At 52.6% G+C, this 15,520-nt stretch carries 9 protein-coding genes, 1 tRNA gene and 1 riboswitch; all 10 genes read right to left on the bottom strand.

Annotated features, from left to right (window positions below):
• Window positions 1-49 precede the first annotated feature (49 nt).
• The 10 genes from RDN69_RS01205 to RDN69_RS01250 all read right to left on the bottom strand — a co-directional run bounded on the left by RDN69_RS01205 (window position 50) and on the right by RDN69_RS01250 (window position 15,135).
• Window positions 50-133 (bottom strand) — tRNA-Leu (locus tag RDN69_RS01205).
• A gap of 447 nt (window positions 134-580) precedes the next feature.
• Window positions 581-750: riboswitch (cobalamin riboswitch) on the bottom strand.
• Window positions 751-909: 159 nt separating this feature from the next.
• Window positions 910-1,215: an HU family DNA-binding protein gene (locus RDN69_RS01210; protein WP_024048012.1), complete on the bottom strand. Its 306-nt coding sequence runs from the start codon at window positions 1,213-1,215 to the stop codon at window positions 910-912.
• Between the two features lie 38 nt (window positions 1,216-1,253).
• Window positions 1,254-2,297 (bottom strand): nucleoside triphosphate pyrophosphohydrolase, encoded by a 1,044-nt coding sequence (gene mazG / locus RDN69_RS01215; protein ID WP_288218145.1) that lies wholly within the window; start codon window positions 2,295-2,297, stop codon window positions 1,254-1,256.
• Window positions 2,297-3,895 (bottom strand): polysaccharide biosynthesis protein, encoded by a 1,599-nt coding sequence (locus RDN69_RS01220; protein WP_288218146.1) that lies wholly within the window; start codon window positions 3,893-3,895, stop codon window positions 2,297-2,299. The genes mazG and RDN69_RS01220 overlap by 1 nt, the downstream gene beginning before the upstream one ends.
• A gap of 3 nt (window positions 3,896-3,898) precedes the next feature.
• Window positions 3,899-7,177 carry a transcription-repair coupling factor gene (gene mfd, locus RDN69_RS01225; RefSeq protein ID WP_288218147.1) on the bottom strand — a complete coding sequence of 1,093 codons (3,279 nt, stop codon included), beginning with the start codon at window positions 7,175-7,177 and terminating at the stop codon, window positions 3,899-3,901.
• Window positions 7,178-7,247: 70 nt separating this feature from the next.
• Window positions 7,248-7,730 (bottom strand): 2-amino-4-hydroxy-6-hydroxymethyldihydropteridine diphosphokinase, encoded by a 483-nt coding sequence (gene folK / locus RDN69_RS01230; protein WP_288218148.1) that lies wholly within the window; start codon window positions 7,728-7,730, stop codon window positions 7,248-7,250.
• A complete protein-coding gene (folB, locus tag RDN69_RS01235) occupies window positions 7,727-8,086 on the bottom strand; it encodes a dihydroneopterin aldolase (protein ID WP_024048305.1) in 360 nt (119 codons plus the stop codon). The genes folK and folB overlap by 4 nt, the downstream gene beginning before the upstream one ends.
• A complete protein-coding gene (gene folP / locus RDN69_RS01240; RefSeq protein ID WP_288218149.1) occupies window positions 8,073-8,924 on the bottom strand; it encodes a dihydropteroate synthase in 852 nt (283 codons plus the stop codon). The genes folB and folP overlap by 14 nt, the downstream gene beginning before the upstream one ends.
• Complete coding sequence (gene folE, locus RDN69_RS01245; protein WP_288218150.1) at window positions 8,890-9,480, bottom strand: GTP cyclohydrolase I; 591 nt, start codon at window positions 9,478-9,480, stop codon at window positions 8,890-8,892. Before folE ends, folP begins: the two co-directional genes overlap by 35 nt.
• A 309-nt stretch (window positions 9,481-9,789) precedes the next feature.
• Window positions 9,790-15,135 (bottom strand): ESPR-type extended signal peptide-containing protein, encoded by a 5,346-nt coding sequence (locus RDN69_RS01250; RefSeq protein ID WP_288218151.1) that lies wholly within the window; start codon window positions 15,133-15,135, stop codon window positions 9,790-9,792.
• Window positions 15,136-15,520: the final 385 nt, after the last annotated feature.

Genomic DNA, 15,520 nt, shown 5'->3' on the forward strand with positions numbered 1-15,520 from the left:
TTCTGCTTTTGAACACGTGCGCAAAAGCAGAAAGTTTATATAAAAGATTTGGTGCGAGAGAAGGGACTTGAACCCCCACGCCCGAAGGCGCCAGATCCTAAATCTGGTGCGTCTGCCATTCCGCCACTCTCGCAAGCGTTCCGCGGAAATAAACCGCGTTCAAAGGGTATGCGATTATTGTATACTACGAATTCATCATCCGTCAATATTTGGCGTTATTGAGCCGTTTAATCTTCGTGCGTATCTTCCGCATTTGCTTTTTGTATCGCATAGCAATAAAAGCATCTCTTTTATTTGTCTATAATATGACAAAAAAAGAGGCAGAGTTTCCTCTGCCGGGTGGGGGGATGAATCATTATTATTACACATGACATGATTAACAAAGGAGGGAAGAGAATACTGTTCCCTGTCAGTATCCTCTTCACAAGGAGATGGATGTAACAAAACATAGGCCAATATATCTTGTTACCGGATCCTGAGATCCTTTTATATAACTGCCCCTAAGAGCAAGTTACCAAGAAAAAAATGTTCTCTCACAACGCGAAGAGAACAAATCTCCACTTCTCATCGCTCGTGAGTCTGACGGGTGCTGCATATGGACAGGTCTCCTGACTTCGCATCATCGCTTGCTCCGCCTTCCCGGTTGCCCAGTGACTTTTGGAACTCGCTCCGCTTCACAGTGGCGGGACCGCGCCGGATTCGCACCGGCTTCCCTCATGGCCTTTCGGCACCTATAGATCAATCTGAACTTGTGTATATAGTAGCACAGGTAAAATCGGGTGTCAAATGTAAATCCTATTGATTCGCATTTTAATCATTATTTTTTATATAGTCACGGACTTTATATACTAAAATAACTCCCCAAGCATTGCCGGGGAGTTATTTTATACGTTATTTTATGAACGTATCTTATTTTCTGCGAGCTTTTTTAGCCGGTTTTACGTTAACGCGTTCTTTGAGCTGTTTACCAGCTTTGAAAGCCGGGCTCTTGGAAGCCGGAATTTTAATTTTCTGTTTCGGGTTAGACGGGTTGTGGCCTTCACGAGCTTTGCGTTCGCGAACTTCGAACGTACCGAAACCGATGATCTGTACTTTTTCGCCTTTAGCCAAGGTTTCGCTGATGCATTCGAACATCGCTTTTACGACTTTTTCGGCATCCTTTTTCGTAATCTCCGACATCTCGGCAACATTAGCAATCAATTCTGTTTTGTTCATAATGAACCCTCCTCTTGATTAGAGTCCGCGTTGCGAACTCACTCGAACGGTGAACCCGTTACGCCACGCCGCGCCAGTTGCGCTTTAGCGTCATTCCAGTACGTATTCAACTCTTCCGGAGTCGTTGTGTCCCAAGATTTGTTCATCCTACGGAGCCGCTCTTCGATGAAATGAAAGCGTTCAACATATTTGGCGTTCGCCCGCCGCAACGCGGTTTCGGGCTCTACTCCCAGATGACGGAGAACATTGACAGTCGCAAAGAGGACATCACCGCACTCTTCTTCTAAATGAGTTGGGCTTTCTTCAGAAAGAGCTTCACGGACTTCCTGCCATTCTTCTGTCAACTTTTCCAATGCGGGACCAACCGACGACCAATCAAAGCCGACGCGTGCTGTTTTCTCTTGTATTTTACATGCTAATAAGAGACTTGGCAAGCCTTTAGGCACGCCGTCAAGGATATTTTGCCGTTTTTTATGGACTTTTTTCTGTTTTTCCCAGTCAAAATCGGAAAAATCGACTTTTTGCCCGTCCGAATCGCCAAAAACATGCGGATGACGAATCGTCATTTTATGCGTGATGCCACGCGCGACGTCGGCGAAATTAAATTGTCCGCGTTCCGCCGCCAGTTCGCTGTGAAAAACGACCTGCAACAAAACGTCGCCCAATTCCTCTTGCAACAGTTCCATATCGCGCCGATCGATAGCGTCCAACACTTCATGCGTTTCTTCGATCAGGTAACGGCGCAGGCTGGCGTGCGTTTGCTTGCGATCCCAAGGGCAACCCGTTTCGCCGCGCAATGTTTTCATGATGCGGTAAAGAGCGAGCACTTCCGCCGCGACGGCCGCCCGCGGCGCCAATACCACCGCTTCACTCTCTGCCGGCAGCGTGGCGTCAACATGTTTTTCCCACACGCCGCTGCGATACGCGCGGAACTCGCCGTCAATGCGCGCGCCGGCGAATTTTGAAATCGCTTCCTCTGTCAATATAATCGGCACTACGCGTTCAGCGGGAATCTCATTGCAAATGCGATACCCGTCAGCGGGGTTCCAGCCCAGTTCCCGCAGCCATTGCTCGTGTCGCATCAGCGATGCTCCCAGCGGGCGATGAGCGGCGCCAATTTCGGGCCGATTTTCGGCAGCATGGCGACATCTTTAGACGAGATGCCTTTCGCCAAAATCAAACCGACCGTATAGACGATCATGCCGATGATGATCGCGCCCAACGTCGCCAGCGTATTGCTGTGCACGGCCGCCACGAGGCTCGTATAGCCGAAATACGTAAAGATGCCCATACCGATGGCTGCGGCGAAAATACGCGCGGTATGCTGCCAATCCATGCGGTAATCAAGATATTTATGCAGGAAGTAGAGATTTAACAACGCAGCCACGCCAAAATCGGCGTTGGTCGCCCATGCGGCGCCTTCAATACCGAGCGCCGGTATCGCCGTCAATGTCCAGTTTAAAATAAATTTTACGGCGGCGCTCACGACCATATTGATGAGCGGGATCGCCGTCCGTCCCATGCCTTGCAAAATGCCTGTCGTTACCTGCTGTACCCCCAGCAGAAAGATGCCGAAGCTCATGATCTGAATCGACGATCCCGCGTTCGGCGTCGCGTAGAGCATGAGCGAAATCGGCGTCGCGATGACGCAAAGTCCGACAAACGAAGGGATCGTTAAAATATTGGCGATCCGCATGGCGACATCCGTGCGGCGAAAAATCTGCGCGCGGTCATGCACCATGTACGCCGCCGAAATCGCCGGCACAAGGCTCGCGGCGAGCGATGCCGTTAAAATGGTCGGCAAGTTCACGAGCGAGGTCGCCATCCCCGTCAGATACCCGAAAAGTTCGGTCGATTCCTCGACCGAATACCCCGCCACCGCTAAGCGATGCGGCACGACAAATAAATCGATGTTGGCCACTACCGGCAGCATGATATTCGCCAATGAAACCGGCAACGCCAGCACCAATAAACGTTTCAAAATCGTTTTGAGAGATTCGCGCGGCAATGTCGTATCCTGATCGGCCAGCATGCGCCGGCGTTCATGGCGATCGCGGTAATAGAATATTCCCAACGCCACGAGCGCGATCAACGCGCCCGGGAACGCGCCGAACGTCGCCCCCGCCGCCGCGTATTCCAAACCGTACGGCAACAGCAAAACGGCGAACGCGATCATGGTCACGACGCGGAACAACTGTTCCAAAATTTGACTGATCGCGGTCGGTTTCATTTCCTGCAAGCCTTGGAAATAGCCGCGCAGACAGGAAACAATCGTAACGATAAAAATCGCCGGCGAAAGCGCGACCAGCGCCCAGTACGCGCGCGGATCCCGCACCAGTCCCGTATCAACCAGCCAATGCGCGCCCGCGTATAAAAGCAGACTGAAAACAAAGCCCGTGACGGTCAGCGCCACCGACGAGATTCTGAATACTCGTTGCGCGCCGATATAGTCGCGAATCGCGTTCTTTTCCGCCACCATGATCGAGATCGCTACCGGCAAGCCCGCCGATGAAATACTTAAGGCCAATAAATAAATCGGATAGGCCATCTGGTATAAGCCGATGCCTTCGCCGCCCAGTAAGCGGGATAGCAAAATGCGGTTGACCGCGCCGATGATTTTCACGATAATACCCGCGATCGTTAAAATCATCGCCCCGCGAATAAATGTATCTTTACTCACACATTACTCCTTGCTTTGCGCAATATCTTCCTGTAAAAAAGCCGCTAATATTTCCGGCAGAAAATCCACCGCGGAATGACTCCACTGTAACTTATTTATTGTAGCACGCGGCACCTCGCCTGGCAAAAAGCGCAAACTTTTCATCACTTTCGCGGGCACCTTGGACACATCCCAAGTCGCCATCGCTTCCGGTCGGTTCCACGTGATCTCCACCGTATTTTGCAATTCGCGAATACTGCCGATGCCCGCTTTCGCCGCGAGCACGCGCAACTGCGCCACACGCAGTAATTGTTCCACCGGCGCGGGCGGCGTGCCGAACCGGTCCACCAATTCGTCGATCAGGTCGGACACTTCGACCGCCGTATCCACTTCCGCCAAACGACGGTACATTTCGAGTTTTTGCGTCGGATCTTCAATGTAACGGTCCGGAATGTACGCTTCCGCGGTCAGTTCCAAAAGCGGCGCCGCCACCGATTTACGCGGCGCGCGTTCGCCCTGTCGGGCGGCGATCGCCTCATCGAGCATCGTCGTATACGTGGTGAAACCGACGCCGACCATATTGCCGTGCTGTTCACTACCGAGCAAATTTCCCGCGCCGCGAATTTCCAAATCGCGCATCGCGATTTTAAAGCCGGCGCCGAGTTCGGTGAATTCCCGAATCGCGTACAGGCGTTTTTCCGCCGCCTCATTCATAATCTGATCCGGCCGGTACAGAAAATACGCGAATGCGTTGCGCTCCGAACGCCCCACGCGACCGCGCATCTGGTACAGCTGCGAGAGGCCGAGCCGATCCGCGTCGTACACGATAATGGTATTGGCGTTCGGCTGGTCCAGTCCGTTTTCAATCAAACTGGTGCAAACGAGCACATCAAAATCACCCGCGTAAAAATCCGCCATGACCCGTTCCAGCTCTTCGCCAGACATCGCGCCGTGCGCGATATCAAACGTGACCGACGGTCCGACGAGCGTTTCCAGCCTGCGCACCATGTCGCGAATTGTGGCGATCCGATTGTACACGAAATAAACCTGCCCGCCGCGCTGCACTTCCGCCAAAATCGCGTCGCGCAAAATCGCGTCCGAGGTTTCCGCCACGTACGTTTGCACCGGCTGACGATCCGCCGGCGCCGTATACATCACCGAAAGCTCGCGCACGCCGGCAAGCGACATATGCAGCGTGCGCGGGATCGGCGTAGCCGAAAGCGTGAGCACATCGACCATCGTGTTGCGCGCTTTCCACTTTTCTTTTTGCGCGACGCCGAACCGTTGCTCTTCATCGACTACCAACAGTCCCAAATCGCGGAATTGCACCGCTTTATTCAACAGCGCGTGCGTGCCGATCAACACATCAATCGTGCCATTTTTCACGCCGCGCAAAATTTCTTTTTTCTCCGCCGCGCTGCGGAACCGATTCAATACCGCCACATTGACGCCGAACGGGCCCAAACGCGCGCTAAACGTGCGATAATGCTGCTGCGAAAGCACGGTCGTAGGTACTAAGACGGCGACTTGTTTATTCGCCATAACCGCCTTAAAAACGGCTCGCATCGCGACTTCCGTCTTGCCGAAGCCGACATCGCCGCACAGCAGTCGGTCCATCGGCTGCGGCTTTTCCATTGACGCTTTGATCTCGGCCGCGGCCTGCAACTGATCGGGCGTTTCTTCGTACATAAAGGCGTCTTCAAATTCACGCTGCCAGGGCGTGTCCGGCGGGAACGCGAAACCCGGCTCCACTTCACGCTCGGCGTACAGCGCCACCAACTTATCCGCCAAATCATCAATCGATTTTTGCGCGCGGGCCTTTGTTTTCGTCCATTGCGCGCCGCCCATTTTGTGCAGCGTCGGCACCGTTCCGTCCGGCGCGATATATTTTTCCAGCTGCTGAATGCGCTCGACCGGCAAAAACAGCCGATCCTCGCCCGCGTATTCGATCCGCAAATAATCGCGGTTCGCGCCGTTCAGCGTAATCGTTTCCAGACCCGTATAACGACCGATACCGTGCACCTGGTGCACCACGTAATCGCCTTCCGTCAGATCCGAGAAATAGCGAATCTCGTTGCCGTGACGAACCTGTCTGCGCCGCCGCTTTTTCTGCGTGCCGAAAATATCCGCGGTGGCGAGCACAACCACTTTTTCTTGCGGCCACATAAAACCGGTATCAACATTTTCCGCAACGATCGTAACCATGCCCGCCGCCACTTCGTCCGTCGGGAAAATACCCGCCTCGCGCAGGTTCGTTTCCAGTGTCGTCCGTTTCGTTTCATCCGCCGCGGCGATGATCGTCGCGTAACCTTGCCGCGACCATTTTTGCACCGTCTGCACAAAATGCGGCCATTGGTTACGAAATGTGGGCGCCGGTCGGCCGTCCATCGGATATCGCGCATGAACCTCCGCCCCCGGCACGCGCAACGAAATCAGCGCGAAGAAAACCGTGCTGCGCGCGTGCGAGTCGCGTAAAAGTTCCGTCCACGACCAGTGACGTTTGCTTTTCCCCGCGTCTTCTTTGCGCAGCGCGCGCAACGCTTCCGCCGTGCGGCTCGGTTCATCGCAAATCAGCGCCCCGTCCGCCAAGTACGCCAACAAACTGCTCGCGCCTTCGGGCAGCGCGAACGGCGCCAACGTCACCGTCTCGTAGGTGCTGACGGAACGTTGCGTCACCGGATCAAAACTGCGAATGCTGTCAATTTCATCGCCGAAAAATTCCAACCGCAGCGGATACTCGTAATTCGGCGCGTAAATATCGACGATATCGCCGCGCACCGCGAATTCGCCGCAACTTTCCACCTGCTCCTCACGCGCGTAGCCTTGCGCCACCAAACGCGCGAACCATGCTTCCCGATCCCGCGCGTCGCCTAAGGAAAGCGTCGTCATTTGCTTGGCGAGATCTGACGGCGCGGCGATTTTAGCGCTCGCTTCACGAATCGTCGCGATGACCGCGGCCGGCTCATCGGCCTGTAACGCCGCGAGCGCGCGCGTGCGTAAGGCCCGCGTCTCCGTGCTTTGCGCCGCCACGTGCTGTGGCGCGGGTTCGACCCACGGAAATTCGTAAACGGGAATTTCGGGCGCGAAAAAGCGCAGGTCATCTTCCCATTTCTGTCGTGTCGCCGCGTCTTCCACGATGATCACCGCGTGCCGCAAACCGCCTTGCATGGCGGCCGCCACCAGCACCGCTTCCTGCGCCGTACTCCCGCCGTGGATCAGTTGCGCGCCGCGCGTCTGAAACGCTGTCAAAAGTTCCTGCAAACGCGCGGAGTTTTTTATTTTTTGCCAAAATCCGGATTTCATAGTATCACTCACGCAAAAAGGGCTTCGCCACGCGAAGCCGAGGTATTCAAATTAAGTTTATTATACCACATCACAAGGTCGCCACTTCGCGTATCGCCGCCGCATCGGGCAGCGCCGCGATACGGTGCGCGATCGTTTCGCCCCGATAGGTAAAATCCGCCGCCACATCGTGCAGCGGTACCAGCACGAAAGCGCGCTCCCAAAAATAAGGATGCGGCAAAGTCAAATACGCCGAATCGCATTGCACGCCCTCAGCGTAAATGATATCCAAATCCAACGTGCGCGGGCCCCAATGCACCTCGCGCGTACGCTCGTTAGCCGCTTCAATCGTCTGCAACAACGCCAAAAAATCCGCCGGCTCGAGATCGCTCTCCACCAACGCCACCGCGTTCAAAAACGCCGGTTGATCCGTCTTGCCCCATGGCGGCGTTTCGTAGACCGCCGACGCGCGCACCACCGTCGCGCCGCTTTCCTTCAATTCGCGCAACGCCGCGCGCAAATACGCCAGACGATCCCCCATATTGGAACCGAGCGCGACATAGTAGCGGCTCATCGTTCCTCCCGCCGCGTCACCGCCACATGCGTCAGCGGTCCCGGCACCGGCGCGGACGGCTTGTACACCGTCGTCGTGACCGCGCTGACCAAAGGATACGCGCGTAAAATCGCCGCGTTGATGTTCGTCACCAGCGCTTCCAAGGTGTTGACCGGCGCGCCCGTCAAAATCGCCTGCGCCGTCTGATACACTTCCGCGTAATTCACGCCGTCCGCGATCTCATCGCTCCGGCCGATCGCCGTCATATCCGTTTCGAGCGTAATATCGGCATAAAAACGCTGGCCGAGTTCCCGTTCCTGCGGCAACACGCCGTGGTAGCCGAATGCCGCGATGCCTTTTATTTCAATTTGATCCATACGGTCGCTTCCCTGTAATCATGTCCATCATCTTCGTCATGCGCACGATCGGCGCCACATCATGCACGCGCACAATCTTGCACCCCGCCATTTGTCCGTAAAGGCAGGTCGCCGCCGTGCCTTCCATCCGTTCCGTCACCGGCAAATCCAGCGCCTGACCGATGAAACCTTTGCGGCTCGTGCCCAAAAGCCACGGATACGGCAACCGTTCAATCAGTTCCGGTAAACGGCGCAGCACTTCCATATTTTGGAGCGCCGTCTTGCCGAAACCGATGCCCGGATCGAGAATAATATTTTCTTCTTTCACGCCCGCGTTTTGCGCGAGGCTCAGCGAATGTTCAAAAAATTCCGTCATCGCGTCCAGAATATCGCCTTCATAGTCCGTGCCGTCTTGGTTATGCATCACGATCACCGGACATTGGTGGTACGCCGCCACCGCCGCCATTTCCGAATCGTACTGCAATCCCCAAATATCATTGATCATATCCACGCCTTGACGCAGCGCCCAATCCGCCGTTTTCGCCTTGAACGTGTCAATCGATGTCGGCACCGTCGCGCATGCCAACACCGGTGCGAGAAACGGCTCTAAACGCGCGATCTCTTCGTCCGCGCCCACCGGCACGAAGCCCGGGTGCGATGATTCGCCGCCGATGTCGATCAGATCCGCACCCGCTTCTTCCATTTCCGTCACATGCGCCAGCGCCCGATCCAAATTGAACCATTGCCCGCCGTCGGAAAACGAATCCGGCGTCAAATTCAAGATACCCATCACCTGTGTCGCGTCGCCGAGCGTCCAGCTGCGATTATTCTTCAGTACATACGTCCGTTGTTCCGCCATCCGTTCCTCCCAAAAGCGCCAAAACGCGCGCTTCATTTTGACCGCCCGGCGCCAATGTGCCCAAGCCGCGCACGGTGGTAATCTTCGTATCGGGCGAACTGTCGCCCTTCATCGTCATGCATAAATGCGCCGCGCTAACGCGGACAAATACGCCCTGCGCGCGTAGATCGTCCATCACCGCGCGGGCGATTTCTTCTGTCAAGCGTTCCTGCAACTGCGGACGACGCGACAACATCTGCACCAATTTTTCCATTTTGGAAAGACCCGCCACCATGCCGTCGCGCGGATCGTAAATAATATCCGCCGTTCCGAAAAACGGCAGCATGTGATGCTCGCAAAGCGAATAAAAATGCAATCCCGTCACCGTCAAAAGTCCGTGGTAATCCGACTCGAAAACTTCGCCCCAAATCGGCTTGGTTCCTTGCCCGACACCGGCCAACAACACCTCATACAACTCCGCCACCCGCGCCGGCGTTTCTTCCATTCCGAGCGCTTGCAAATCCAGTCCGTACGCTTCTAAAAACGCGCGATACGCTCGCGCCGCCTTTTCATTCATTCCTTGCCTCCGTCATCTGATTTCGTCACTTTTGCATTTATTATACACGTTAGCGCTCGCGAACGGGTAATTTTCGGCGCAGGAAAAGTGATCCGCTCACTCTTCGTCTGATATTTCAAAGATATGCCCTATGCCGAAAATCACTCAACAAAGTAAACGCCATCAAGAGCCGCCGATGCCGTCTTACTTTTTTACTCGCATGTAAATCAAAACTCGGCGGACCGATCCGATTTTCCATGCGAAAAAGGTCACGGCATATGCCGTGACCTTTTTCTGTTCCGAAAGAATGCCTCTTAATGTGAGGATTCTTTATTTTGCTGCTTGCGCTTGGAGAAGCTGGAGCTGGCGCATGATTTCCTGCATCTGCGCGTCTCGTTCTTGATCCTTGGCTTTCATTTCCTGGATTTCCTTGCTCTGTTCTTCCAGTTTTTGCGCCATTTCAGGGCGGGAAAGTTTCATATACTCGTTGCCCTTGCCCACTTTCATGGAGAAGCCTACATTGAGCATGTTTTCTCCGCCGCCAAATGATCCGCCGACGCTGAACATTTTGCTTTCGTTCGGGCGATAGAACGCGCCGATCGCCACCGCGTTCGCTCCGTTGTAGTTGCCATAGCTCGCGGCGAAATCCCATTTGTTTTCGGGATCAAAGTCCAGCGGATGGAGTCCCGCCAACGCGGCCGCGCCCGCGCCCACCTTATCGACTCTGTCTCCCATCGCGGACAATTCTTTTTGAACATTGCCCATGGTGGATTTTTCGATCTGCTGGCTGACTTCATACAACTGTTTGCCGTTCACCGCATCCGTGCTGTCCGCGGAAACTGTTCCGTCAGCCACGTTCGTGATTTTCTTGCCGTTCGCATTAATGCCGTCTTGATTGATGTATGTTTTATCACCGACTTTGTATTCATTTGCCGTGACGCTGTTTACGGAAATATCGTTCGCCAATCCGACGGTATACTCAGCGGCGCTTGCCGTGTTCGGCGTTACTGTGATGTTCTTGCTTCCTTTGACAGTCGTACGGCTCTGCGCCTGTACTTTGCCCATGGCCGCTTTCAACTGTTCTTCCGTTGCCGCTCTGCCTTTGGTGGCGAAGTCCGCAGCGTCAACCGTCGTATTCGTCAGTCCGGTGATTTCGCCCTTATCATCTTTTCCGTCAATAGCGACATTGCCTACTGTGACTTTTTTGTCTAAGGAAACCTTGTATCCCTTTACTTTGCCGTTGTCCTCAATTGCTGTCGCCTTGACGCCGGTGTCCGTATCTCCATCGACCGTGATCTTAGCGTCTTCAATCTTCTGGTCAATCTTTGTGTCAATATTCGTTTCAATATTGTTAATCTTCGTCGTATTTTCATCGACCTTGTTGCTGATTTCCCAGAAAGTGCGAGTTGTTGTTTTGCCTCCTTCATTCTTCGTGATGGAAATATCTCCTGCCTTGATGTTGGTGACGTTATCTCCGTCTTTGAATTCCGCGCTGGTGAGACCTTTGAGCTTCTTAGACAGTTTGACTTTCATTCCGCCGTTGTCTCCGGCTGCCCCTACCACGCCGATATTATTATCAGAGAGGTCAGCTGCGTCCGCACCGCCTGTGATGTTCAGTTGCTGATTCAGCTTGCGGGTCACGACGGTATCGTTATCGCCTTTGAATTTCAGGCCGTCATCCAAGGTGGCTACTTTATGCTCTTTTCCGTCTTTGTCTGTGTAGATGATACGGGTAATGGTCTCTCCGTCTTTGCCATCTACTCCGGCTTCACCTTTGCCGACGGTGATGTCCGCGGATTTGCCGTCTTTACCGTTGATGCCGATTTTGCCGTCTTTGCCGTCCTTACCGATGGTGATGTTATCGTTCAAGGAGAGGTCATAGGTCAGCTGGCCATCTTTTTCCGTTTTCTTAATCGTCAGATTTCCGTTTTGGCTGTTTTCCTCTCCATCTACGGTCACTTTCGTCGCTTTGGCATTAGTTTCTACCTTCTGGCTCAAGTCCCAAAGGTTGACGGTTTTGTTTGTGTCACCGTCTTTGCGGGTTACGGAAACGTCACCCGCTTTAATATTGGTGATATTATCTCCGTCTTTTTGGGTAATGGTTTGTGCCGTAATGTTGGTGACTTTGTCACCGTCTTTGAATTCCGCGCTGGAAAGACCGGTGAGGTTCTTCGCGAGTTTGACAGCTAATACGCCGTCTTTTGTGCCGAATACGCCGATGTTACCGGTTGTTACCAAGCTTTCGTTGGTAATTCCGCCTGTGATGTTCAGTTGCTGATTCAGCTTGCGGGTCACGACGGTGTCGTTGTCGCCTTTGAATTTCAGGCCGTCGTCCAAGGTGGCTACTTGGCGGGTTTCTCCTTTTTCATCTTGGTAGATGATACGGGTAATGCCGTCTTTTCCTGCCTGTCCGGCTTCTCCGTCTTTTCCATCAACGCCAGCTGCTCCCTTACCGATTGTGATGTCTGCCGAGCGGCCGTCTTTGCCGTTGATGCCGATCTTTCCGTCAACGCCGTCTTTGCCCGGCGCTCCGTCTGCACCCGGTGTCCCTTTTGTACCCAATGTAATTTCATTGTTCAAGGTAAGGTCATAGGTCAGTTGGCCGTTGTCGTCCGTTTTCTTGATCTTCAGGTTGCCGTCGGTTTTGTTTTCTGCTCCGTCTACCGTAACCTTAGTCGCTTTGGCATTAGTTTCTACCTTCTGGCTCAAGTCCCAAAGGTTGACGGTTTTGTTTGTGTCACCGTCTTTGCGGGTTACGGAAACGTCACCCGCTTTAATATTGGTGATATTATCTCCGTCTTTTTGGGTAATGGTTTGTGCCGTAATGTTGGTGACTTTATCACCGTCTCCTTTGAATTCCGCACTCGAAAGACCCTTCAGGTTCTTCGCGAGTTTGACAGCTAATCCGCCGTCTTGTGTGCCAAATACGCCGATGTTGTTTTCAGAGAGTTTGGTTGCGTCCGCTCCGCCGATAATATCAAGTTGGGTATTCAGTTTACGGGTGACAACGGTGTCGTTGTCGCCTTTGAATTTCAGGCCGTCGTCTAAGGTGGCTACTTGACGTGTTTCTCCTTTTTCATCTTTGTAGATGATACGGGTAATGCCGTCTTTTCCTGCCTGTCCGGCTTCTCCATCTTTCCCGTCAACGCCGGCTGCTCCTTTACCGATTGTGATGTCTGCCGAGCGGCCGTCTTTTCCGTTGATGCCGATCTTTCCGTCAACGCCGTCTTTGCCCGGCGCTCCGTCTTCACCCGGTGTTCCTTTTTTGCCGATGGTAATTTCATCATTCAGGGAAAGGTCATAGGTCAGTTGGCCGTCTTTTTCCGTTTTCTTGATCTTCAGGTTGCCGTCTTGGCTCTCTTCTTTTCCGTCTACGGTTACTTTTGTCGCTTTGACGTTGTTCTTAATGTACTGATACACGGTATCGCCAGTCACCAGATTCGCATCATTTTGCGTGATTGTCCCTGTCCCGAGCACGGTTGCCCATGCCGATTTATCCGAAGCTTTCGTCAAGTTGGAGGCATCGAGGTTCGCTTTTTTGTCATCAATCACACGAAGCTGCGCTACGTTCACCGCATCGCTGTCTTCCGAACCTGCCGCCAGGTTAGTCAGCTGACGCGTTCCTTTTTCGGCGTACCATCCTACTCTGATATTATCGTATAATCGATCTCCATACGGATTCCCGATCGAAACGGCACCGAGTGTACCGTAAACCGTGTCCGATACCTTTCCCTCTCCTTTCAAATACGGATCTAACGATCTCGCTCTATCCGCCACGGAGCTGTACCCCAAGGCGACGCCGGAGGAAGCTTTTGCTTCCGAACCCGCACCGATGGCGATGGACCGATTGGTCAAAGCCTTGGCATGATGTCCGAAGGCCATGCTTTCCGTTGCCTCCGACCGGCTGTATGTTCCGAATGCTATGGAATGGATATCTTCACTGCCTGTCGGTTTCGCATACGCACCGGTACCGATTGCAATACTGCTATCCATTTCGGCAGTCGCTCCTTCACCAACAGCGATGGTCGAACTTCCGGATGCTTCCGCCAGTGCCCCGACTGCAATTTGCGGGGCAACGGCATTATTCGTTCCGAGTTTTCCTGCACTTGCTTTATACCCTATAGCAATCCCCATCGTATCATTGGTGCTGGCTCTATCACCAATAGCAACGGTGTGTGAGCCGCGGATTTTGTCATATGCCCATTCTCCATTAAACCTTGGTGATCCTACCCGATCTTTCAGAAGCCCCATACTGTAGTAATGTGTTCGTTTAACCGTTTGACCGTTCTTGTATTCAGTATCGAAATTATTTTTCGCACCATAGCCGATCGCCACGCTGTAGTCATTAGCCACCACATACTCACCGATTGCCAACGATTTTTCCACGCCATTTGTTGCGTTATTGTGATAATTGCTGCGATCGTCCCGAGATACACCGGAAACCGAAAAATAATGTGCTTTTTCTTCACTGATTCTCTTATCCAGCTTGTCTGCCTTATTATTGACCGCTTTCAACTGTGCCACATTGACCGCGTCGCTGTCTTCCGTCCCGGCAGCAAGATTGATCAGTTGGCGTTTACTTAATGCAGGCTTTGGTCCTTCCGGTTTGTCATCAGGATTCCATATTGTATTACTGTTCCCGATGGATACCACACCCTGTTGCCCTTCCACAGTATCCATAACACCTTTGTCTTCTGCCAAGTAAGGTGGGTAATATATCGTCCTATCCGCTACGGAGCCATATCCCAGTGCGACATTGCCCTGGCCTCCCATCACACGAGTGCTGTTTCCCAAGGCAAGGCCATACTCCCCTTGTACCCGTGCGCGCCACCCCATGGCGATACCGCCTTCTTGTTCCGCTCGTGAGAACTGACCGATGGCAATACCGTAGTACCCGCCGTAGTTAAAGGCACCGTACCCAATCGACACGCCGGCATACGTCCGCGATGTGGCTCCCGCTCCGAGTGCAATCGAATCAACACCGGACGCTTCCGCCAACGCACCGATCGCCACCTGCGGTGCAACAGTATTCATACCGCCGGGTACACCGGCACTCGCTTTGTAGCCGATTGCAATCGTCATCGTATCATTGGCCCGAGAATATGTGCCGATCGCTACACTATGCCGACCGCGAAGATAATCAACAGCCCACTCATCTTTAAATTTTCCGTCATCTACCTCTCTAAGGGATTGTAGATTATAGTATGACGTGTCCGACTTCCACCAAGGATGATTTACCCCGTTCCACCAGTTGTCCATCAAAGTCTTCTTATTATAAACTGTGGCATTATACCCGATAGCAATGCTGTCAGAATTTGTTTGGGTATTTTCACCTACCGCAATGCTGTGCAAGTCTGAGGCCGCATCATTGTTATAATTCGCTCCTTTTTTGTCCTTACTGACGTAGACCGACAGATAATGCGGAGTTTTCCTCTCCGTTTCCAGTCTCTGCATGATTGCATTGACAATGCTATTTTCCTCTTCCTGCGTCAATGCGGCAACAGAAGGCATACCTACGGTAAAAAAGCTCCCGAGCAGTGCCATGACGACTCCGGACCGCAACAGTTTTCTGTTTCTTCCGGACGAGGAGTCCTTCCCGTGTCCTTTGGCAATTTCAGAAGTCACCACCCAAGCGCTTCTTACTTTGCTCCAGACAAGTTTGTAGACCTTGTTCATACATACATCTCCCTTTCCTTTTAACACCGAAAACCCCATCAAAATAAAATAACTTTATTGCTTCTATTAACTGTCCTTTATGTTATTTTAACACAATTTGTAATTAAATAAAGTTTTATCATCGGCTAATCCTTTTCGCCAATTCACATGGGTTTGCTTGTCACTTAGTCGTTCTATTTCTTTGTTACCATGTAAATTACTTTATTCGCTGGACTCTTTATTTATCACACGTTCGTTCTTGACCATTCCTCCCGTTTCCATGGTTTTCATCCGTTTTGCGATATTTTTCCATTTCACATGATCGATTGATTTTATTGTTTTGCGCTTACTTACTCATATTTTGTTAATTATTTCATAAAATTCTTACTTTTCTCACGCTGCTGCT

Origin of the sequence: uncultured Negativicoccus sp. (assembly GCF_902480485.1) — a bacterium.
In the GTDB taxonomy this organism is placed as follows: Bacteria; Bacillota; Negativicutes; order Veillonellales; family Negativicoccaceae; genus Negativicoccus; species Negativicoccus succinicivorans.

Excerpts from the sequence above, each read along its gene's own strand:
- folP (WP_288218149.1), bottom strand. The coding sequence starts at position 8,924 with ATGGCGGAACAACGGACGTATGTACTGAAGAATAATCGCAGCTGGACG.
- RDN69_RS01210 (WP_024048012.1), bottom strand. The coding sequence starts at position 1,215 with ATGAACAAAACAGAATTGATTGCTAATGTTGCCGAGATGTCGGAGATT.
- mazG (WP_288218145.1), bottom strand. The coding sequence starts at position 2,297 with ATGCGACACGAGCAATGGCTGCGGGAACTGGGCTGGAACCCCGCTGAC.
- mfd (WP_288218147.1), bottom strand. The coding sequence starts at position 7,177 with ATGAAATCCGGATTTTGGCAAAAAATAAAAAACTCCGCGCGTTTGCAG.
- folB (WP_024048305.1), bottom strand. The coding sequence starts at position 8,086 with ATGGATCAAATTGAAATAAAAGGCATCGCGGCATTCGGCTACCACGGC.
- folE (WP_288218150.1), bottom strand. The coding sequence starts at position 9,480 with ATGAATGAAAAGGCGGCGCGAGCGTATCGCGCGTTTTTAGAAGCGTAC.
- folK (WP_288218148.1), bottom strand. The coding sequence starts at position 7,730 with ATGAGCCGCTACTATGTCGCGCTCGGTTCCAATATGGGGGATCGTCTG.
- RDN69_RS01250 (WP_288218151.1), bottom strand. The coding sequence starts at position 15,135 with ATGAACAAGGTCTACAAACTTGTCTGGAGCAAAGTAAGAAGCGCTTGG.